Below are 21,380 nucleotides of genomic sequence, written 5' to 3' on the forward strand. Positions count from 1 at the left end.
TGCATGCGGCCTCGCGCCTCTTTGCATGCGAATCGCGCGAGCCGGCGATGCGCAATCAGAAGTTGTCGATCGCTTCCCGATAGACCTGCGCGACCTGCGACGCAACAACACTCCGATCGAAGCGCGCGCGCGCATAGGCGCGGCAGGCGGCGGCATCGGGCAGCGTGCGCGCGCCGCGCAGCGCCTCGATGAGTCCCGCGCCGATCGCGTTGAACCCGGTCGACGAAAACACCAGATCCGGCGACAGCGGCGCCACGGCTTCGGGCAGTCCACCGACGGGCGTCACGAGCACGGGCGTGCCGCATGCAAGCGATTCGATCGTCGTCAGGCCGAAGCCTTCGAGCGCGACGGTGGGCACCACGCTCATGTCGGCGGCGGCGTACCAGAGCGGCAATTCCATGTCCGGCACGAAACCGGCAAAGCGCACGTTGCGCTCCAGTCCGCGCGCCGCCGCGCGCGCCTTCAGCGTCGCTTCGAGCGGACCGCGGCCGGCAATTGCGAGTATCACGTCAGGCGCCTTCTGCACTACGAGGAACATCGAGTCGATCAGATCCTCGATGCCCATGCGCCACACCAGCCGGCGCACGCAAAAGAGAATGCGCCGGTCATGCGGCAGGCCGAGCGCGGCGCGGGCGCTCGCGCGCGTCACGCCCGTGTCGAAGCGCGCGATGTCGACGCAACCCGGCACCACGCGAATGCGGTCTTCGCGCACGCCGTAGCGCGTGTGCAGGATGTCGCCGAACGCCTTCGACAACACGATATGCCGCGTGCCGCCGCGATACACGAAACGCTCGACCGAGCGGCGCGCGCCGCGCGCCCATGCGCTGCCGCCTTCGGGCACCGTCTCGTCGGCCCACGGCCCGTGAAAATGCACGACGCGCGGCACGTTGTTGAACACGCCCGCCGTGGGCGCCGCGTACAGCGCGAAATGCGTCGCCACCACGTCCGGCCTGCGCGCGCGCTTCAATTGCGACGACAGCGTCCGCGCGCGCCACAGACGCGGCGCAAGACGCGAATCGGGCGCCGCGAACGACTGCACGCGCCCGCCCGAAGACGACGCGACGGCATCGCTGCCCGCCACCAGCCCGCGCACGCTGACGCCTTGCGCGGGCAGCGATTCCACCAGTTCGACGAACATGCGATCGAGCCCGCCCGGCCGCTCCGCGAACCAGTGCATCCCGATCTGCAACGAATCGATCGGGCCGCTCATGAGTCCGCCGCCGCCGTCGGACACTCCGTCCGTTGCGCTTGCGGCTGCCGCGCGGCCTCGCGCGATGCGCCCAGACGTTCGTAAAGCGACAGATAGCGCGCGGCCATCGCGGACCAGCTGAGCGATTTCGCCAGCTCGCGCGCGGCCTGCCCCATCTGTCGCGCGCGATCGGGTCCGTCGACGAGTTGCCCGACGGCGCGCGCCAACGCGGCCGCGTCGTCGGGATCGTCGAGCACGACACCGCAGTGCGGCCCGATCACTTCCGCGCCGCCCGCCGTGCGCGCGGTCACGACGGGCAACGCCGACGCCAGCGCTTCGAGCAGCGCGAGGCTCATCGCCTCGTAGCGCGATGGAAACACGAACGCATCGACGGAGCGCATCAGCGCGGGCATGTCCTTCACGAAGCCGGCGAAATGCACGCGTTCGGCGATACCGAGCGCTTCGGCCATGCGCGGATACGCGCTGTCGCGCGCGTCGCCCGCGACGAGCAGATGCACGCGCGCCGGCATCGACACGAGCGCCTGCAAGACGGTATCGAGATTCTTTCGCGAGATGCGCAGATCGCCGGCGAACAGCAGCATGAACGCATCGGATGGCAAGCCCAGGCGCTCGCGCTCGCTTGCGCCCGGCGCGAATTCGTCGACGTCGACGCCGTTATGAATGACCTGCATCTGCGCGTCGCCGATGCTGCGTCTTTGCAGCTCGCCTCGAACTTTTTCCGACACGGGAACGACCACCCGCGCACGGCGAAACGCGTGCGCTTCGAGCAGCGCATTCAGCCGCGTGAACATGACCTGATACGCGTCGTACGGACGGCGCCAGAAGCGAAACGGATAGTAGCCGCTGCGATACCAGCCGTCGTGAACGAAGTGAACCGAATTGACGTCGGCGCGCGCCCACGTGATGAAGCCGTTGACATGCACGATGTCGAATTCGTCGCGATGCGCGCGAATCCAGCGCGCGGTCTGCCATGCGAACGACTGGTACCGCAAGAGCCGCGTCCGCACGCGCGCTTCGGGCACGGGTACGAAACGCGCAAGCGTCTTCAGCTCCGGCGCGACGTGCGTCGCGAGCAGCGTCACGGCATGGCCCGCCGCCAGCGCCGCGCGCGCGATCTCGTAGTTGACGCGCCCCTGGCCGTCGTTCTTCGCGACGACGTGGGTCACGATCAGGATTCTCATAGCCTCACCTTGTACAGAGGTGTCGCGCCACCGCGCAGCGGCGCGCGCGGCCCTTGCGTGTACGGCCCTTGCGTGCGTGCCGTGCGCGCCATCGCTGCGGGAGGGGCCACGGATTCGGGCGTCCGCGCGGCGGCCTTTTTGGCCGCGTGCGCCGTGCGGCGCGCGTGACGCAGGCCGATCACGGGCAGCATCACGCCGATGAAATAGAACATGCCCGTCACACCGATCAGCGTGTTCGTCATCGTCATCATCGCGAAGATCGCGAGCGAGACGCCTGCCCCGCAGATCGCGAGGCGGTCTTTCGAGCGCACGATGCTCGCAAGAAACGCCCGCCACATCAGCATCAGAATGCCGCCGACATAGAGCAGCGAGCCGGGCCAGCCGAGCACCGTGGGTACTTCGAGAATGCCGCTGTCGACCGTCCCGGCGGGGGATGCCGCCTTGACCGGGTCAGACGAAAGCTTGGTGCCGAGCCCGGTCGAACCGAGACCGTCGCCGGAAATGTTCGAGAACGCCGTCGACAGCCAGGCTTCGTACAGCATCTGGCGCGACTGGAAGCTGTTGTCGTTGCTGATGTCGCTCATCGTCTGCATGCGTTTGAGCACGCCGTCCGACACCTGATCGAACATCATCACGGGCGAGCACAGCGCGGCGACGCCGACGACTGCGCACAGCAGCTTCAGGCGGCTCCTGCCGTCGAGCATCGCGACGGGATAGACCAGCCCGATCACGAGGCCGCCCCAACAGCTGCGCACCGACGTGAACAGCAGCGCGGACGCGGCCGACAGCATCATCGGAATACGCATGAACTCGCTTGAAGCAAGCGCTATCTGCAGCAGGTACATGATCGTGACGGCGAACGTGCCCGGCGCATTCATCGTGCTCCATACCCGCAAGCCGTAAGGCACCGGGTTGCCGAACGAGGAAATCTTGACCGAGATGATCCAGAACAGATCCCACGGCGGCACGACGACGTACTGGATCACGCCGTAGACGCCCATCACGAGTCCGCCATAGACGGCCGTTCTCAGCAGCACGCGCTGATAGTCCGGGTAATGCTGCCACGTGACGTTGAGATAGAACGCCACCAGCGGCGGAAACAGCCAGTTGACGAGCGTGTAGACGGCGGGCCCGAAGCCCGTCTGCGCGATGCCGACAATGAAGCCGTACGTGAGCCCGACCACGATCAGGATAAGCGGCGCGTTGCGGCGCTGGCCGAGCGTATTCGCGCTCGTGATCAGCGACAGGCCGCACAGCGCCACGGCGAGCAGCGGCGCCATCATGATGATGCTCTTGTCGCTGAACGAGCCGTTGACGAAATCGGCGAGACGCCGGATCCACGGCGAAAGAAAGAACAGCCAGCAGACGAATCCCACGTAATGCGGCGGCGACTTGCGATACAGCCAGTACGCGATCGCCAGCGAACCAAGCGGGAACAGAAACTCGACGGGCCGCGCCAGATGCACGGCGATCAGCACGATGCTGAATACAAACAGCGCGATGGGCGCCAGCACCGTCTTGCGCGGCGCGCGAACGCGCGCGGGCGCCCGCTTTTGCGGGGAACGCGGCGCCTCGCGCGGCACGCCGGGGGCGCGTCGCGTCGTCGGTGGCGACATCGCCATTACAGCAGCTCGAACGTGCTGCCGAACGCAACGCCGTGCCGCGCGCGGCGAGCGTCGCCCGATTGCGCGTGCTTCTGACGATGGCTGTACGACAGGCCGATATGCGGCGCGCCGTGCTCGAGGAACGGCCCTTCTGTCTTTCTGAAGCCGAACTGCTCGTAAAAGCTCTTGAGCCCCTCGGGCGCCGTCACCCGCACGGGACGCCCCGGCCAGCGCTGCGCAACGGCCTGCAGCGCGCGCTCGATGAGGATCTCGGCCGTGCCGTCGCCGCGCCGCCTCGGGCTCGTCATGATCTTGTCGATCACCACTTCGGGGTCTTCGTCGTCGCCCGGGCGCAGACGCGCATACGCGAGCACGGGCATCGGGCGCGACATGTCGTCCACGGCGAACACATGCAAGGCCTTCTCGTCATGGCCGTCCGCATCGAGACAGACGTGCGCCTGTTCGACGACGAACACTGCGCTGCGCGCGCGCATGACCAGATAAAGTTCGCGCGCAGTGAACTGTTCGAACTCGAGTGTTTTCCAGTTCATCATTACGTTTCCCCAGAACGTTTCGGGCGGCCGTCAAGCCCGTTGCCACGACGACACAGTACGCTGCGGACCCTTGTGTTTCCGTGCGGCAGCGCACCGACGTTGCTGCGTCGCAATCCGTTAAATACGGACAACCGGCGCGCTGGTCCGTCCCGCGCACGACTCTCGCTGACCGCGTGTCACAGGTGCATGCAAGCAGGTGAATGCAAGCGCGAACGCGCCGCCGGATTCGAAGCAACCCGCTCTCGCCAAAACACTCTGAGGGGCTCCGTTCATGAAAACAGCACTGCGACGCATTCTTTCCGAATCGGCACGGCTCGACGTACCCGCCGACACGCTTGCCGACGACGCGGACCTCTATGCAGCAGGCCTCTCGTCGCTCGCGACCGTGCATCTGATGCTCGCGATCGAAGACGAATTCGGCATCGAGATTCCGGACCGCATGCTCACGCGCCGGCTCTTTTCCAGCATCGATTCACTGGCGGCTGCCGTCACCGAACTGCAACTGGCAAAGGCGGCAGCATGAACGCGCCGCTGATGCAGGCAGAATCCGCCGCCGCGGCCGAAGCGTCGCAGGCGGACGCGGCAGCCGCGCTCGTCGCGATCGAACCGGAACCGGCCTGGCGCGCGGCCGCGCAGCGCGCCGCGCAGATCGCGGCGCAGCATGCCGACTCGGTCGATCGCGAAGCGCGCTTTCCTGTCGAGGCATTCGACGTGCTCCGGCGCGAGCGTCTGCTGTCCGCGATGGTGCCCGCGCGCTTCGGCGGCGCCGGACTGTCGCTCGCCGACGTGGCCGCGATCTGCGAGATCCTCGCGCAAGGCTGCGCGTCGACGGGGATGATCTACGCGATGCATCAGATCCAGGTCGCGTGCATCGAGGAACACGGCAGCGAGTCGGCGTGGCACCGGGATCTGCTCGCGCAGCTTGTCGAAAAGCAGTGGCTGCTCGCGTCCGCGACTTCGGAGGAGACGATCGGCGGCAATCTGCGCACGAGCGCGTGCGCCGTCGAAATCGATGGCGACATGTTCCGCATCGAGAAGCTCGCGCCCACGATCTCGTATGGCGCGCAGGCCGACGTGATTCTCGTGACGGCGCGCCGCACGGCGGAATCGGCGGCATCGGATCAGGTCATGATCGTCACGCTGCGCGACGAAACGCAGCTCGAAAAGCGCGGCGGCTGGGACTCGATGGGCATGCGCGGCACGTGCAGCGAGGGCTTCCGGCTCGTCGCCACGGGCCTCGCCGGACAGATTCTGCCGACGCCCTTCGCGATCATCGCCGACCAGACGATGCTGCCCGTATCGCATACGCTGTGGGCCTCGGTGTGGACGGGCATCGCCGCCGACGCCGTAAATCGCGCGAAGGCATTCTTCCGCGCGCAGACGCGCGGCAAGCCCGGTTTCGTGCCGCCGTCGGGCGTGCGTCTCGCGCAAGCCGTCGGGCTGCTGCAAATGATGCAGGCGCGCCTCTCGGTCGCGCTCGACGCCGCGCGCGCCGCGCATCAGACGAAGCTCGGCGCCTGCGAGGCCGATGCGCCGCTGTCCGCGATGCTCGGCTTCGCGTCCGACATGAATACGCTCAAGACCAGCATTTCGACGACGGCCCTTCAGGTCGTGCAGGAAGTGCTGCTGATCTGCGGGATGGCGGGCTACAAGAACGGCACCGAGTACAGCGTCGGGCGGCATCTGCGCGATCTGCATTCCGCGCCCCTGATGATCAACAACGACCGCATCGCGATGAACACGGCGAGCCTGCTGCTGGCGCAGCGTCCCGCCGCACCGGGGAGAGCCTGAGATGAACACGATGACCGATACGGCCGCGCTCACCGCCTCCGATGCGCAGGCCGCGGGGGCGGACCCGACGCTGCGCGAGCGCCTTCTCGCGAAGGGCATTCTGATCGACACGGGCGAAAACGGCCTGTATGGCCGCAGCCAGGTGTTCGAAGATGTCGTCGAGCGGTTGAACGTGGCGATCACGCATCTGGGCGCCGATCAGGACCCTGAAGCGCTGCGCTTTCCGCCCGCGATGCGCCGCACGGATTTCGAAGACAGCGAGTATCTGAAAAGCTTTCCGAATCTGGCAGGCACGATCCATTCGTTCTGCGGCACGGAAGCGGGCCAGCAGCGTCTGTTGCGCTGTCTCGACGACGCAATGAAGGAAAGCGACGACGACCGCGACACCGAATGGATGTCGCAGCAAAAGCCGACGCGCGTCGTGCTGACGCCCGCCGCCTGCTATCCGATCTATCCCGTGATGGCGCGGCGCGGCCCGCTGCCCGCCGGCGGCCGCACGATCGACGTGCTGTCGTATTGCTTCCGCCATGAGCCGTCGCTCGATCCCGCGCGCATGCAGATGTTCCGCCAGCGCGAGTACGTGCGCCTCGGCGACGCGCAACAGGTGATGGCGTTCCGCCAGATGTGGATCGAGCGCGGCTCGCTGCTGGTGTCGCTGCTCCAGTTGCCCGTCGATGTCGATCTCGCCAACGATCCGTTCTTCGGACGCGGCGGCAAGATCATCGCCGACAGCCAGCGCGCGCAGGCGTTGAAGTTCGAGCTGCTGATTCCCGTCGCGAATCCCGACAGCAAGACGGCCTGTCTGTCGTTCAACTATCACATGGATCACTTCGGCGCGATCTGGAAGATCGAATGCGAGGACGGATCGGTCGCGCATACGGGATGCGTGGGCTTCGGCATGGAGCGCATCACGCTCGCGCTCTTTCGCCATCACGGGCTCGACGTGAACGTGTGGCCCGACGACGTGCGCGCGCTGCTGTGGGGCGATACGAAGGCACGCGTCGAACAGGGTCTTGCAGGAGCGTGCGCATGAACCCGCCCGTCACGTCCGCGCTGACGGCCGTTGCCACGGGCGCTGCAACAGGTGCTGTCGCGGGCGCTTCCGATGCGCCCCGGCCAATGCGCAGCCATGCGTCGCATGCGCTGCATCAGGGCGAGCGCGTATGGCAGGAAACGAACTGCTACATCGACCTGTGGATCGAGCTGCTGCACGGCTTCGGCCTCGATCCGCGCGCCGCGTTCGCGTTCACGGTCACGCAGGATTTCGAAGGCGACCAGTTCACGTTCTTCAAGTTTCCGCTCGAAGACATCGAGCACCTGTATGGCACGCAGGTGCAGGAGCTGGCGATCTACGATTCGCTCGAAGACCGCGTGTTCGCGCAGACGCAGCGCGGACACACGGTGCTCGTCGAAGTCGACGGCTATTACCTGCCGAATACGCGCGCCACGTCGTATCGCCGCGAGCATCCGAAGACGACGATCGGCATCGATCATATCGATCCCGCCGCGCGCCGTCTCGGCTACTTCCACAACACGGGCTATCACACGCTCGACGGCGAGGACTACGACGGCGTGTTCCGCAAGCTGCCGCAGTTCGCGGGACAGCCCGACTATCTGTTCCCGTATGTCGAGTTCGCCAAGCAGGCGCGGCCCGCGCTGGAAGGCATGGCGCTCGCGCATGCATCGGCAGAGCTGCTGCGCGCGCATCTGGCGCGCAGGCCGCTGCGCAATCCCGTCAGCGAATGGCGCAAGGCGTTCCCCGCGCATCTCGAGATGCTGCTCGAGCGCGGCGAGCCTTTCTTCCATCCGTACTCGTTCAACCTGATGCGGCAGCTCGGGGCGAACTTCGAGTTCCTGTCGAAGTATCTGATCTGGCTGTCGGCGCAAGGCTTCGAGGTTCCGCAGCCGATCGCGGCGTCCGCGCAGAGAATCGCATCGGAAGCGATGGTGATGCAGTTCCGCCTCGTGCGCGCGATGGCGCGGGGCCGGCGCGACACCTGCGACGACTGCTTCGACGTGCTCGAAGCCGCTTACGAGCAGACCATCCCGCCGCTTGCGTCGCTGACGCTTTAACGGCTGCCGCGGCGAGCCGCGCGCCTCGGCGGGCGCGCTCGCCGCCTCAACGGAACACGCTGTGCGCGCCCTGCCAACCGACCTCCTGACGCTCGTGCCTCAAGGCGCGAGCGCCACTTCCACCCCCTCGGCCCACACGGGCGACGCCCTTCATGCATCCTGCTGGCCGCAGCCCCTCGCGCACGGCTGGCAATGCGTGACGACGACGCCCGGCGCATGCGCGACACCCGCCGACCTGCCCGAGTCGGGCTGGCTGCCCGCGCAGGTGCCCGGCACGGTCGCATCGGCATGGCGCGCGGCGGGCCTGCTCGACATCGAGCGCGCGCGCGCCTTCGCATACGACGATCACTGGTATCGCCTGCGGCTCGCGGGCCGTGGCGTGCAGCGCCTGCGCCTGCATGGACTCGCGACGCTCGCCGAAATCTGGCTCGACGGCGAACGGCTGCTCACGTCGGATTCGATGTTCGTCGCGCACGACATCGCGTTCGAACTGCACGAGGACGCGACGCTCGCGCTGTGCTTCCGCTCGCTCGCGCCCGCGCTCGGCGCGCGGCGCTCGCGCGCGCGCTGGCGGCCGCGTCTCGTCACGCCGCCAACGCTGCGCAACGTGCGCACCACGCTGCTCGGCTATATGCCGGGCTGGTGCCCGCAGGTGCAGCCTGTCGGTCCATGGCGCGCGATCGAGCTGCTCGGCAGCGCGCCGTTCGCGATCGATCGCGTCGACGTGAAAACCCGGCTCGACGGCGACGACGGCATCGTCACGCTGGCGCTCACGTTCGTGCATCCGCAGGCGCCCGATGCAATCGAAGCACGCGCATCGTTGATGTGCGCGGGCGTCGAGGCCCCGTTGCAATGGCGCGCCGGTCATCCGCGCGCGGACACGCCGGCGGACGCGTCAAAACGCACGCTGACGGGCTCGCTGCACATTCCGAAGGTGGAGCGCTGGTGGCCGCACACGCACGGCACGCCGAAGCTGCATGCGCTTGCCGTGCGGATCGGCGAGATGCAGGCCGATACGCAAACCGATACCCAGACCAATCCGCGCACCAACATGCAGATCGAACTGGGCCGCGTCGGCTTTCGCACGATCGACGTCACGCGCGGCGACGATGGCGAGGGCTTCGCGCTGAAGGTCAACGGTGTGCCCGTGTTTTGCCGCGGAGCGTGCTGGACGAGTGCCGACCTCGTCACGCTCGCCGGTTCGCCGCAACAGCTCGCGCGAGCGTTCGCACTCGTGCGCGAGTCGGGAATGAACATGCTGCGCGTGGCCGGCACGATGGTGTTCGAATCCGACGCGTTCTATCGTCTCGCGGACGAGCACGGCATCCTGATCTGGCAGGACTTCCCGTTCGCGAACTTCGACTATCCGAACGACGATGCCTTTACTGCAACCGTCGCGCGCGAAGCCACGCAGTTTCTCGCGCGCACGCGGCATGCCGCGTCGCTCGCGGTGCTGTGCGGCGGCAGCGAGATCGACCAGCAGGCGGCCATGTTCGGCCTGCCGGCTGCGCAGCGCGCGCAGCCGCTATTCACCGAACGGCTGCCCGCCATCGTCGCGACCGAGCGGCCCGACGTGCCCTACGTCGCGCATTCGCCGACGGGCGGCGCCTGGCCCTTCTCGACGCGCACGGGCATCACCCATTACTACGGCGTCGGCGCCTATCAGCGTCCGCTCGATGACGCGCGCCGCGCACAGGTCCGCTTCGCGGCCGAGTGCCTCGCCTTCGCGAACGTCCCCGACGACGCGACGCTGCACGATGCGCTCGGCACGATCCACACGCACGATCCGCGCTGGAAGAATGCGGTACCGCGCGACCCGGGCGCGGGCTGGGATTTTGACGACGTGCGCGATCACTATCTGCGCACGCTCTATGGCGTGCAACCTTCGCGGCTGCGCTACGACGACCCGCAGCGCTATCTCGATCTGTCGCGTGCCGTCGTCGCCGACCTTTTCGCCGACGTGTTCGTCGAATGGCGACGCGCGGGCTCGCCGTGCGGCGGCGCGCTCGTGTGGCAGCTGCAGGACCTTCGGGCAGGCGCGGGCTGGGGCGTGATCGATGCGACGGGCCGCCCTAAAAGCGCGTGGCATGCGCTCGCGGGCGTGCTGCAGCCCGTGCAGGCCGTCATCACCGACGAAGGGCTGAACGGCCTCGACGTGCATCTCATCAATGAGACAAATCAGGCGCTGGGCGTTCAGCTCGACATCGCTTGCCTGCGCGATGGCGCAGTCAGCGTCGCTCACGCGAGCCGCGCGCTGGAGTTGCCTGCGCGCCGCACCGAACGCATCGCCGCAGCGGATCTGCTCGGACAGTTCTTCGATTTCACGCACGCGTACCGCTTCGGCCCGCGCGCCCATGACGTGACCATCGTGACACTGCGCGATGCCGCGAGCGGCGCGGTGCTGTCCGAGGCTTTTCATGTGCCGGAGCGCAGCGCGCTCGAGCGGCACGATCTCGGCCTCACGGCGACGCCCGAAGCCTCGTCCGATGGCTGGCAGCTCGTGATCGAATCGCGCCGCTTCGCGCGCTTCGTCCATATCGTCGATTCGCACTTTCGCGCGCGGCGCGACTGGTTTCATCTCGCGCCGGGCCGGCCCGTGAGGGTTCCGCTGATCCCATTGCACGCAGGTGATACAAACCGGACACCCGATGGAGAAGTTCGCGCGATCAATGCATTGGACGCCGTCTACTACCGCTAAACGTTTTCGTCCCGCGGCAATAATCATCGCAATTCTTTTGACTGAAGTAATGGCGCCCCGCGCCGACACTTGCGCAGCGGGCGTTGGCTTTTGTCCGACACATTCGCGCCTTTAAAAAAAGCGGCTTTGATCAAAATCTCGATCAGTGCGCCAGCACACAAAAGGAACGGAACACATCTGAATCAAAACGCGTCCTATCCGGAAATCACTCATTAAAGGGCTTTCAGGCGTGAACACATTACTCGCATGCCTTTGTCGATATTTGCAACCCTCAATGAATCAGTGACTTACGATTCACAAGTTAATGCCGTTTCTCAAATCTTCTGAAAAATGCCATTGTGCAAATCTGAAACAAAACGATACGTTTTGCGGCGTGGGGTTTCATTATCTGCGTCGCTGCGCCGCATCAGTACTTGCTTTCAGGTCGATTGGCACAGTCCTCGCTAAATAGTCGGCGCAGTGATCACCAGCGTGAATGACAGAACTTGAACGGGCGCATTCGCGGATGGTTTGACGGGGCCGGTCTGTACGCTTCTTGCCGCGAGCCAGGCGGCAAACCAGAAAGAAGCACAGCGCCGGGTTAAAAAATAAGGGAGTCGTGCAGCGCGCGGCTTCTTGCGAGGACCGATCATGCTTACGCTTCAATCCGACCTGCACGGCAATCATTTGCTCGGCGCATTGCCATCCCATGAGTGGCAGGCCATTGCCCCTCACCTCGAACTCGTTCATCTGCGCACGGAACAACTGCTGTGCGATTCCGGCCAACGGATTCATCATGTCTACTTCCCGACCACGGCGATCATTTCGATGCTGTCGACGATGGAAGACGGCGGCTCCGTCGAGATCGCCGCGGTAGGCCGCGAAGGCATGACGGGCGTGCCCGTGCTCACGGGCGGCGAGACGATGCCGAACCGCGTTCAGGTGCAGTGCTCGGGATTCGCGTACCGGATGTCGGCACAGGCGCTGCGCCAGCACTTCGCGCGCTCCGATTTCCTGCGCCGCCTGATGCTGCTCTACATGCACGCGCTGCTCACGCAGGTCGCGCAGACGGCCGCCTGCAACCGCCATCATTCGTTGAGCAAACAGCTCTGCCGGTGGCTGCTGATCGAAGTCGACCGCGTCGCATCGGACGATCTCTCCGTCACGCAGCAACTGATTGCCGACATGCTCGGCGTGCGCCGCGAAGGCATCACGGAAGCGGCGGGCAAGCTGCACAACGACGGCCTGATCCATCACAGCCGCGGCCATATCCGCGTGCTGGACCGCAAGGGTCTCGAAGCCCGCGCATGCGAATGCTATGGCCTCGTGAAACGCGAATTCGACCGTCTGCTGCCGCGCCTGCATCAAGCAGAGACCGTGTGAGCTAAGGCTCCATTATGTTCAGGAACGTTGCGCGTTGCCTCGACGCGATCTTCGTGATTGCGGGCGCGCTCATCGCCCATTGGGCCCGCTTTCCCGCTTCGTACGAACTCGCGGACAACGAGAAGCTGCTGATCGCGTTCAATTGCGTGCTGGTGCTGCTGCTCTTTCCCGCGTTCGGCATCTACGAAACGTGGCGCGGAAAGCCGCTCGCCGTGATGCTCGGGCGCGTCGCGATGGCATGGCTCGTCGCGGTCGCGCTCGGGCTTGTCCTCGTGTTTACGCTGCACCGGATGGACGCCGTGTCGCGCCTCTGGTTCGGGTATGCGACGGTGATCTCCGGGGCGATGATTCTCGCGACGAAGTTCGGCGCGCATCTGGGATTGCGGATCGTCCGCCGGCGCGGGCTGAACTTTCGCACGGTCGCGCTGGTCGGCGCGCCCGGCTTTACCCGCACGCTGATGGCGCGCCTCGAGCGCGCGCCGCAGGCGGGGTTCAAGCCGGTGTGCCTGTTCGACACCAGCGCCGACATGGGCGACATCCTCGACACGGGCGAGCGAGCGCGCGCGGGACGGCTGCCGATGCTGCGCGACCTCGACGAGTTCGCGAAGAAGGTCCGCGACGAGCACATCAACGAGGTATGGCTCGCGTTGCCGCTTTCCGATGAGCATGTGATCTACCGGTTTCGCCGGACGTTCCAGCACGACTTCGTGAACTTGCGCTTCGTGCCCGACGTGCGCAGCCTGTCGCTGTTCAATCACGAGATCGTCAGCGTGGCCGGGCTGCCCACGATCAACCTCGATGCAACGCCCGTCTCCTCGATCCAGATGTGGCCGAAGCTGATATTCGATCGCCTGTTCGCGCTCGTCGTGCTCGTCGCGCTGGCGCCTGTCTTCGCGATTCTCGCGCTTGCCGTGCGGCTCAGTTCGCCGGGGCCCGTGTTCTTCACGCAGGAGCGCAAGGGCATCGACGGTCAGCCGTTCTCGATCTACAAGTTCCGTTCGATGACCGTGCATCACGAATCGCATGGACAACTGACACAGGCAGCGCGATTCGATGCGCGCGTGACGAAGATCGGCGCGTTCATGCGGCGCACGAGCCTCGATGAGCTGCCGCAATTCGTGAACGTGCTGCTCGGGCAAATGTCGGTGGTCGGGCCGCGCCCGCATGCGCTCGAACACGACGACCTCTACAAGGATCTGGTGTACGGCTACATGTCCCGGTATCGCATCAAGCCGGGCATCACCGGATGGGCGCAAGTGAACGGCTATCGCGGCAGTACCAGCAAGATCGAAAAAATGGAAGCGCGCGTGAAGTTCGACCTCTTCTATATCCACAACTGGTCGTTCTGGTTCGACATGCGCATCGTGATGATGACGATATTCAAGGGCTTTGTGGGCCACAACGCGTATTGAAAGAAGGTACGGGGTTCAACGTGAAAGTCTCTGTGGTCGTGCCGACGTATCGACGCGTAGGCGATCTCGCACGCTGCCTGGCCGCGCTCGACGCGCAGACGAGGCGGCCCGATCAGGTCGTGGTGATCGCGCGCGCCGACGATCGCCCGACGCTCGAATGGCTCGCGCGGCTCACGCGCGATGCCGGCACGCATCGCGGCATGCGCGTTGAAGTTGCGCACGTCACGGTCGCGGGCGTGGTAGCCGCGTACAACCGCGGCATCGAATCCGCAACGGGCGACATCGTCTGCTTCACCGACGACGATGCCGCGCCGCACGCCGACTGGATTGCGCGTATCGATGCCGCGTTTGCCGGGGATCGCGCGCTCGGCGGTATTGGCGGACGGGACATCGTTCACGAGCGCAACGCAGTTCTCACGGGGCAAAAGGAAGCGGTCGGTCTCGTGCGCTGGTACGGACGCGCGATCGGCAACCATCACATCGGTTGCGGCGCGCCGCGCGCCGTGCAGGTGCTCAAGGCCGTGAACATGGCGTTTCGCCGTGAAGCCATCGGCCCCGTGCGTTTCGACAAGCGTCTGCGCGGCAACGGCGCGCAGGTGCATTGCGAAATGGCTTTCTGTCTGGATGTAGTCCGGCGCGGATGGACGCTCGTCTACGACCCGGACCTGCTTGTCGAGCATTACCCGGCCGTGCGTGGCGACGAGGACCAGCGCCACATCTTCAATGCCACGGCTTTTTATAACGCGTCGTTCAACCTGCGGCTGATCATGTGCGAGCACCTGTCGTCGATCGGCCGTTGGGCATTCGTCGCCTACGTGACGCTCATCGGCAATCGCGCGGATCCCGGTCTCGTGCGCGCGCTGACGCTCGCGGCGGGCGGCGAAAGCATCACGCTTGCGTTGCGCAAATGGTGGGTCGGACTGCGTGCGATGCATCGCGCGTGGCACGAAGCCATCCGTTAGCGGAACGCCGGCACATACGGGGGAATTGCGATCATGACTATCAGAACATTGCTCGCGGGGCTGACCTGCCTGTCGTTGGGAGCGTGCGCGCTCGCGCCCGGACCGTTTCTCGATTCGGACCGGCTCGACACCAGCCGGCAGCCGCAGTACGCGGCGCCGAAGTACGAGGTCACGCCGATCGATATCGCTTACTTTGCTCAGGAGCGCGCGGCCGCGAAGCCTTCTGTCTGTCCGCTGAAGTGCCTCACGCCCGAGGAACGCGCCAGTTACGATTATCAGATCGGCGTCAACGACCAGTTGACCATCATCGTCTGGGACCATCCGGAACTGACAGGCGGCGGCGCCAATCTGCCGCCCATTCCGCAGGGCGCAGCGGGCGGCGCGACGCCGGGTAATCTGGCGTCTCCCCAGGGCAGCACGATAGCGGCGCTGTCGCCATCGACGGGCGGCGAAAGCGGCCTTGCCGTGCGCGTCGCGCGCGACGGCACGATCTTCTTCCCGCGCGCGGGCCGCGTAAAGGTACTCGGCAAGACGACGCGGCAAGTGCAGGAACTCTTGACGAAGGCGATCAGCAAGACCATTCGCGATCCGCAGATCGACGTGCGCGTGTCGGGCTTCAACAGCCAGATCGTGCAGGTGACGGGCAATGTCCGCAATCCGACGCCCGAATCGATCACCGATCTGCCGCTGTCCGTGCTCGACGCGATCAACCGCGCGGGCGGCGCGCAGGCGGACGCGGATCTGCAGGACGTCGGCATCACGCGCAACGGCGTGCGCTATCGCGTCGACGTCGCTTCGCTGCTCGAAACGGGCGACCCGAACCAGAACGTGATCCTGAAAGACGGCGATCTCGTCGACATCCCCGATCGCTCGAACAGCCGCGTGTTCGTGCTCGGCGAAGTCGCCAAGCCCACGTCGCTGCCGATGAACCGCGGGAAGCTCACACTCGCCGACGCGATCGCGGGCGTGAACAGTCTCGATGTACGCAACGCCGACCCCCGCTCGATCTACGTGATTCGCGGCGTCGACAAGTCACTGGGCACCGACAAGTCATCGGGTGTCGACAAGTCGTTGGCGCCCGATGTGTACAGGCTCGACATGACACAGGTCGACGCGATCATGTTGATGACGAAATTCGAACTGCAACCGAAGGACGTGGTGTACGTGCAAGTGGCGAGCGTCGCGCGCTTCAACCGCATCCTCGACACGATCACGCCGGCGCTGCAAACGCTCTTCTTCACGAAGGAACTGGCTCGCTGATCGTCGCCACGCGATGGAGAAAACAATGAGTACCTATGACATGATGGAAGACTCTCCGCCGGGCAACGACGAAGATGCGGTGATGCGCGATCTGCTGAGAATCATCATCGAGCAGATCTGGTGGGTCATCGGCATCGCGGCGCTGGTGATCGCGTGCTCGGTGCTCTACGCGCACATCCAGGTGCGCGTCTATTCGGCCGATGCGCTCGTGCAGGTCGATTCCGGCAACGGCGGTAATGCGGGCGGCGGCAATTCGAAGCTGGCGTCGCTCGTGCCGTCGGGCGGCATGCACACCGAGGCCGAAGTCGAGATCATGAAGAGCCGCGCGGTGGTCGAGCCCGTCGTCGAGCAGTTCAAGCTGAACTTCAGCGCGTGGCCGAACGCGATGCCGTTTCTCGGCAAGCTGACGTCGATGTTCGCGCGGCCTGGGCATCCCCTCGACGCGCTCTTCGGCATGCGCTCGTATGCGTGGGGCGGCGAGGTGTTCGCGGTCGATTCGCTCTCGGTTCCGAAGAACCTGGAAGGCGCGATGCTGACGGTGCGCGCGCTCGGCGACGGCCGCTATCAGCTGCTCGACCCGAACGGCGCAACGCTGCTGACGGGACAGGCCGGCACGCAGGCCGAGGCCAACGGCATCACGCTGAAGGTGACGAAGCTCGTCGCGCGTCCGGACACCGAGTTCCATGTGATGCGCTTCAATCAGCTCGACGCCGTCCTGGGGCTCGCCAACGGACTGCAAGTCACCGAGAAAGGTCACGACACGGGCATCGTGCAACTGGCGTACATGGGCACCGATCCGCGCCTGATCACGGCGATCACGAATGCCGTCGCCGCGTCCTACCTGAAGCACCGGCAAGAAAGCGCGCAGGAGGAAGCAAGCCACATGCTGTCGTTCCTCAACAGCGAAATGCCCCGTCTGCGCGAAGAGGTCACGCGCGCAGAGACAGCACTTTCCGAATACCAGCGCCGCAGCGGCTCGTTCCAGCCGACTCAGGAGGCGAGCATCTATCTGTCGGGCGGCATCGAGTACGAGAAGCAGATCGCGCAGTTGCGCATTGCGCGCGCGCAGCTTCTCACGCGCTTCACGGAAGACAGCCCGGAAGTGAAAACCGTCGACGCGCAGCTTTCGGCGATGACGCGCGAGCGCGGCCGCTTCGAGGATCAGTTCAAGACGCTGCCCGGCTCGGAGCGCGAAGCGATGTCGCTGCAACGTGACGCCAAGGTCGCCGAAGAAATCTACGTGCTGCTGCTCAACCGCATCCAGGAGCTGTCGATCACGCGCGCGGGCACGATGGGCAACGTGCATATCATCGACGAAGCGCTGGTGCCGTCGTCGCCCGTGCGTCCGAACCCTGCGCTGATCATCTCGGCGGGCACGGTGCTGGGCATTCTCGCCGGCATTCTGTTCGCGTTCTGCCGACGCACGTTCTTCCAGGGTATCGCCGACCCCGAGTTCGTCGAGCGGCGTTTTCAGTTGCCGATCTTCGGCGCGATCGCGATGAGCCAGCAGCAGTTGCGCGGCGACCGCATGCTGCTGTCCGGTTCGGCGAAGACATCGACGCTGCCGGGCGGCGATGCGCGCAAGTCGCCTGCGGGACTGACGCGCCTTGTGAAATCGTTCGCGCTGAAAACGGGCGCGCCCGTTCGCGAGCCTGTGAATACGCAGACCATCATTCCGTCGCCGTATGCTGCGACGCGCACGCTGCTGTCGAAGACACATCCGTTCGATATCGCCGTCGAAGGCCTGCGCGGCTTGCGCGCGTCGCTGCAATTCGGTCTGATCGATGCCGCGAACAGGATCGTCGCGTTCACGAGCCCTGCCCCTTCGGACGGCAAGAGCTTCCTGTGCGCCAATCTCGCGACGCTCTTCGCGGAGTCCGGCAAGCGCGTGCTGCTGATCGACGCCGACCTGCGGCGCGGACGTCTCGCGCACTACTTCGGACGCTCGCCCAGCGGCGGACTGACCGAACTGCTGACGGGCCAGGTCGATCTGAAAGTCGCGACGCGAGAAACGGGCGTGTCCGGTCTGCATTTCATCGCGGCGGGCGGCTATCCGCCGAATCCATCCGAGATCCTCACGTCGAACCGCTTTGCCGAGGTGCTCGATCTGTTGTCCGCGCAATTCGATCTCGTGATCGTCGATACCCCGCCGCTGCTCGCAGCCGCCGACGCAGCCATCATCTCGAACGTTGCGGGCGCCACCGTCCTCGTGATCCGCTCGGGCGCGCATACCGAGCGCGACATCCGCATATCGCTGAAGAAGCTGCGCCGCGCGCGTGCGCATGTGATCGGCGGCGTGATGAACGCGATTCCGCCGAAGCACAGCGGACGCTATGACGGCACCGAATACAAATATGCGTATACGGCGCTCGATATCAGCCACAAGCCGGACTAGCGTCAGCTGACCTTTCAGGTCTCCTGCAAACAGGCCGCGCATCTCGTCGTCCGACGAAATGCGCGGCCTGTTTCGTTGCGGACGCACTTTGCGTATTTGCATCTGGTGCACGCTGCGAGCGTGTCATGTGTGCTCGCCCGCACTTACGCGCGACCTGGAACCGGTTAATTTTTCTCAAAAGGCATCATGTGCGCTCAGCGAGGAGTCGCCATCATGAAAGTGGCTATCGTCCACGACTGGCTTGTCGTGTCCGGCGGTGCGGAAAAAGTACTGCAGCAGATCATCGAATGCTTCCCGGACGCCGACCTGTTCAGTCTGGTCGATTTTCTGGAGGACCGGTCGGTCGTGCGCGGCAAGTCCGTGCAGACGTCGTTCATCCAGAAGATGCCTTTCGCGCGGCGCCGCTATCGCGGCTATCTGCCGCTGATGCCGCTCGCGATCGAGCAGTTCGACCTGACCGCGTACGACCTCATCATCACCAGTTCCTATGCCGTCGCGAAGGGCGTGCTGGTCGGCCCGGACCAGACCCATGTGAGCTACGTGCATTCGCCGATCCGCTACGCGTGGGATCTGCAGCATCAATATCTGCGTGAAGCGCATCTGACGAGCGGCCCGCGTTCGTGGGCGGCTCGCGTGATGCTGCATCGTCTGCGCAACTGGGACGCACGCACCGCGAACGGCGTCGATCAGTTGATCGCCAATTCGCGCTTCGTCGCGCGGCGAATCATGAAGGCCTACCGGCGCGAGGCCGCCGTGGTGCCGCCGCCCGTCGACGTGCAGGCGTTCGAGATGCGCGCGAGCAAGGACGATTTCTATCTGACGGCTTCGCGGATGGTGCCGTACAAGCGGATGGACCTGATCGTCGAAGCGTTCGCGGCCACGCCCGAGCGGCGCCTCGTCGTGATAGGCGATGGTCCGCAGATGGCGGAGGTTCGCGCGAAGGCAAAGCCCAACATCACGATCATGGGCTATCAGCCGTTCGAAGTGCTGCGCGATCACATGCAGCGCGCCCGCGCGTTCGTATTCGCCGCCGAAGAGGACTTCGGGATTGCCGTCGTCGAAGCACAGGCATGCGGCACACCCGTGATCGCGTATGGCAAGGGCGGCGCGCTCGAAACGGTGATTCCGTATGGCGAGCCGCATCCGACGGGCGTGCACTTTCATGAACAGACGGTGGCTTCGATGCAAGCGGCCATTGCACTGTTCGAGAAGCACGACGCCGATATCACCGCGCAGGCGTGCCGCACGAATGCCGAGCGCTTTTCATCGGCGATCTTCCGGCGCGCGTTCATGATCGAAGTGATGCGAACGGTCGCCGCGCATGCGCAGCCCCAGCCGTTCGATCACGAAGCGGCGGACAGGCTGCGTCTGAAGGTCGGTTGAAGCGCGGTTGTCTCGATACCCCGCGCTGATGGGTGCCTGCGTGCGCCGTCCAACAGTGCCGCCGGAAAGCGCGGCAAATAATGACGCCACCACCTGTTTGCGCTTGCGAGATGACTCCCTCTGATCCGACTCACGCCGCCGTCATCGGCGACATCGTTGCGCAAGGCATCGCGCACGTCGAAACGCCGCATGCGGACGCGGCTTTCGGGAACACGTCACCCACTGTGCTATTCATCGATCAGAGCGGCGAACTCGGCGGCGCCGAATTCGCGCTGCTGCCGCTCGCGCGTCATTGGGCTTCGCGCGGCAAGGTGTTGCTGCTGTCGGATGGCCCGTTTCGCGAGCGCCTGGAAAGCGCGGGCGTATCCGTCGATGTGTCGGCTAACGCGCGTGTTTCCGGCGTGCGCCGCGACGCGCTCCGCTTCGCATGGTTAGGCGCGTTGCCTGCCATCGCTGGACAGGCGCTGTCGATCGCGCGCCAGGCTCGCCGTTACGATGTCGTGTTCCTCAACACGCAGAAAGCGCTCGTGCTGGGCGCGTTCGGCAAGCTGCTGCACGGGCGTCCCATCGTCTGGTATCTGCACGACATTCTGTCGCGCGCGCACTTCGGCCGGATGCAACTGGCCATCGTGCGCTGGCTCGCGCTGCATGCTGTCGATCACGTGATCGCCAACTCGCGCGCATCCGCCGATGCACTCGTTTCGCTGACGCTGCGTCCCGATTATCCCGTTCGCGTCGTGCACAACGGGATCGATGCGGCCGCCTTCTCGGTGTCCGATGCGCAAGACCGCGCGGCGCTGCGCCGACGTCTCGGCCTGCCGGAAGACGCATGGCTTGCCGGCCTGTTCGGGCGCCTCGCGCCCTGGAAAGGTCAACACGTCGCGCTGGCGGCGCTCGCGCAACTGCCCGGCGCGCATCTCGTGCTGGCGGGCGCGGCGCTCTTCGGCGAGCACGAATACGAGCGCGAACTGCATCGCCAGGCGCAAGCGCTGGGCGTCGCCAATCGCGTACACTTCGCGGGCTTCTGCGACGACGTTCCCGAGTGGATGAGCGCGATGGACGTGATCGTGCATACGTCGACGGAAGCGGAGCCGTTTGGACGCGTGATCGTCGAAGGCATGATGGCGGAACGCGCGGTCATTGCGACGGCGGCAGGCGGCGTGAAAGAGATCGTCACGCACGGAGAGAACGGATGGCTGGTCGAGCCGGGCAATGCCGACGAACTCGCCGCGGCGATGAGCGCATTGCGCGACGATCCGATGCTCGCACAACGACTCGCGGCGCAGGGACGCGCGGATGCGAAGCGGAATTTTTCGCTCGACGCGTATTTGCGGCAGATGTCTCGCGCGATCGGAGACGTTGCGCTTTGAGTTGTAGCGCGTTGCTGGCGAGTCGTGGGAGCGGCGCTGCCTCGCTCGAACGCGAGGCAGCGCGCGTGTCATGACCGCACTACGGGCGCATTATGGGCGCATCGCGTGCGCACCGTATGCGCACC

The 21,380-nt window shown here is 65.5% G+C and carries 16 protein-coding genes; 12 read left to right on the forward strand and 4 right to left on the reverse strand.

The window, feature by feature from the left end; all coding sequences use genetic code 11:
* Positions 1–55 precede the first annotated feature (55 nt).
* The 4 genes from AABE10_RS18500 to AABE10_RS18515 are packed head-to-tail and all read right to left on the reverse strand — an operon-like array spanning position 56 to position 4,546.
* Positions 56–1,210 carry a glycosyltransferase family 4 protein gene (locus AABE10_RS18500; RefSeq protein ID WP_342934705.1) on the reverse strand — a complete coding sequence of 385 codons (1,155 nt, stop codon included), beginning with the start codon at positions 1,208–1,210 and terminating at the stop codon, positions 56–58.
* Positions 1,207–2,391: a glycosyltransferase family 4 protein gene (locus AABE10_RS18505; RefSeq protein ID WP_342934706.1), complete on the reverse strand. Its 1,185-nt coding sequence runs from the start codon at positions 2,389–2,391 to the stop codon at positions 1,207–1,209. The genes AABE10_RS18500 and AABE10_RS18505 overlap by 4 nt, the downstream gene beginning before the upstream one ends.
* On the reverse strand, positions 2,388–4,013 hold the full coding sequence (locus tag AABE10_RS18510; RefSeq protein WP_342934707.1) for a hypothetical protein: 1,626 nt from the start codon (positions 4,011–4,013) through the stop codon (positions 2,388–2,390). The genes AABE10_RS18505 and AABE10_RS18510 overlap by 4 nt, the downstream gene beginning before the upstream one ends.
* Entirely contained in the window at positions 4,013–4,546 is a 534-nt protein-coding gene (locus AABE10_RS18515) for a GNAT family N-acetyltransferase (protein ID WP_342934708.1), read from the reverse strand. Before AABE10_RS18515 ends, AABE10_RS18510 begins: the two co-directional genes overlap by 1 nt.
* Before the next feature lie 274 nt (positions 4,547–4,820).
* Here AABE10_RS18515 and AABE10_RS18520 point away from each other — a divergent pair, with 274 nt between their 5' ends.
* From AABE10_RS18520 to AABE10_RS18575, 12 genes are all read left to right on the forward strand, one after another.
* The gene (locus tag AABE10_RS18520; protein WP_152762274.1) at positions 4,821–5,072 is read left to right on the forward strand and encodes an acyl carrier protein; all 252 of its coding nucleotides are present in this window, start codon (positions 4,821–4,823) and stop codon (positions 5,070–5,072) included.
* On the forward strand, positions 5,069–6,340 hold the full coding sequence (locus tag AABE10_RS18525) for an acyl-CoA dehydrogenase family protein (RefSeq protein WP_342934709.1): 1,272 nt from the start codon (positions 5,069–5,071) through the stop codon (positions 6,338–6,340). The genes AABE10_RS18520 and AABE10_RS18525 overlap by 4 nt, the downstream gene beginning before the upstream one ends.
* A gap of 1 nt (position 6,341) precedes the next feature.
* Positions 6,342–7,373: an amino acid--[acyl-carrier-protein] ligase gene (locus tag AABE10_RS18530; RefSeq protein WP_342934710.1), complete on the forward strand. Its 1,032-nt coding sequence runs from the start codon at positions 6,342–6,344 to the stop codon at positions 7,371–7,373.
* Positions 7,374–7,459: 86 nt separating this feature from the next.
* Complete coding sequence (locus AABE10_RS18535) at positions 7,460–8,413, forward strand: DUF1839 family protein (protein WP_342934903.1); 954 nt, start codon at positions 7,460–7,462, stop codon at positions 8,411–8,413.
* A gap of 61 nt (positions 8,414–8,474) precedes the next feature.
* Entirely contained in the window at positions 8,475–11,111 is a 2,637-nt protein-coding gene (locus AABE10_RS18540; RefSeq protein WP_342934711.1) for a glycosyl hydrolase 2 galactose-binding domain-containing protein, read from the forward strand.
* A 630-nt stretch (positions 11,112–11,741) separates the two neighbouring features.
* Entirely contained in the window at positions 11,742–12,473 is a 732-nt protein-coding gene (locus AABE10_RS18545; RefSeq protein ID WP_090861816.1) for a Crp/Fnr family transcriptional regulator, read from the forward strand.
* A 14-nt stretch (positions 12,474–12,487) separates the two neighbouring features.
* Positions 12,488–13,885 carry an undecaprenyl-phosphate glucose phosphotransferase gene (locus tag AABE10_RS18550; protein ID WP_342934712.1) on the forward strand — a complete coding sequence of 466 codons (1,398 nt, stop codon included), beginning with the start codon at positions 12,488–12,490 and terminating at the stop codon, positions 13,883–13,885.
* A 20-nt stretch (positions 13,886–13,905) separates the two neighbouring features.
* Entirely contained in the window at positions 13,906–14,847 is a 942-nt protein-coding gene (locus AABE10_RS18555; RefSeq protein ID WP_342934713.1) for a glycosyltransferase family 2 protein, read from the forward strand.
* A 33-nt stretch (positions 14,848–14,880) separates the two neighbouring features.
* Positions 14,881–16,107 (forward strand): polysaccharide biosynthesis/export family protein, encoded by a 1,227-nt coding sequence (locus AABE10_RS18560; protein ID WP_342934714.1) that lies wholly within the window; start codon positions 14,881–14,883, stop codon positions 16,105–16,107.
* Between the two features lie 25 nt (positions 16,108–16,132).
* Positions 16,133–18,502, forward strand: coding sequence for a polysaccharide biosynthesis tyrosine autokinase (locus AABE10_RS18565; RefSeq protein ID WP_342934715.1), 2,370 nt, complete (start codon positions 16,133–16,135; stop codon positions 18,500–18,502).
* 213 nt (positions 18,503–18,715) lie between these two features.
* Complete coding sequence (locus AABE10_RS18570; RefSeq protein WP_342934716.1) at positions 18,716–19,885, forward strand: glycosyltransferase family 4 protein; 1,170 nt, start codon at positions 18,716–18,718, stop codon at positions 19,883–19,885.
* 110 nt (positions 19,886–19,995) lie between these two features.
* Complete coding sequence (locus AABE10_RS18575; RefSeq protein ID WP_342934717.1) at positions 19,996–21,255, forward strand: glycosyltransferase family 4 protein; 1,260 nt, start codon at positions 19,996–19,998, stop codon at positions 21,253–21,255.
* The last annotated feature ends 125 nt before the right edge of the window (positions 21,256–21,380 follow it).

The organism is Paraburkholderia diazotrophica, from assembly GCF_038900755.1.
In the GTDB taxonomy this organism is placed as follows: Bacteria; Pseudomonadota; Gammaproteobacteria; order Burkholderiales; family Burkholderiaceae; genus Paraburkholderia; species Paraburkholderia diazotrophica_A.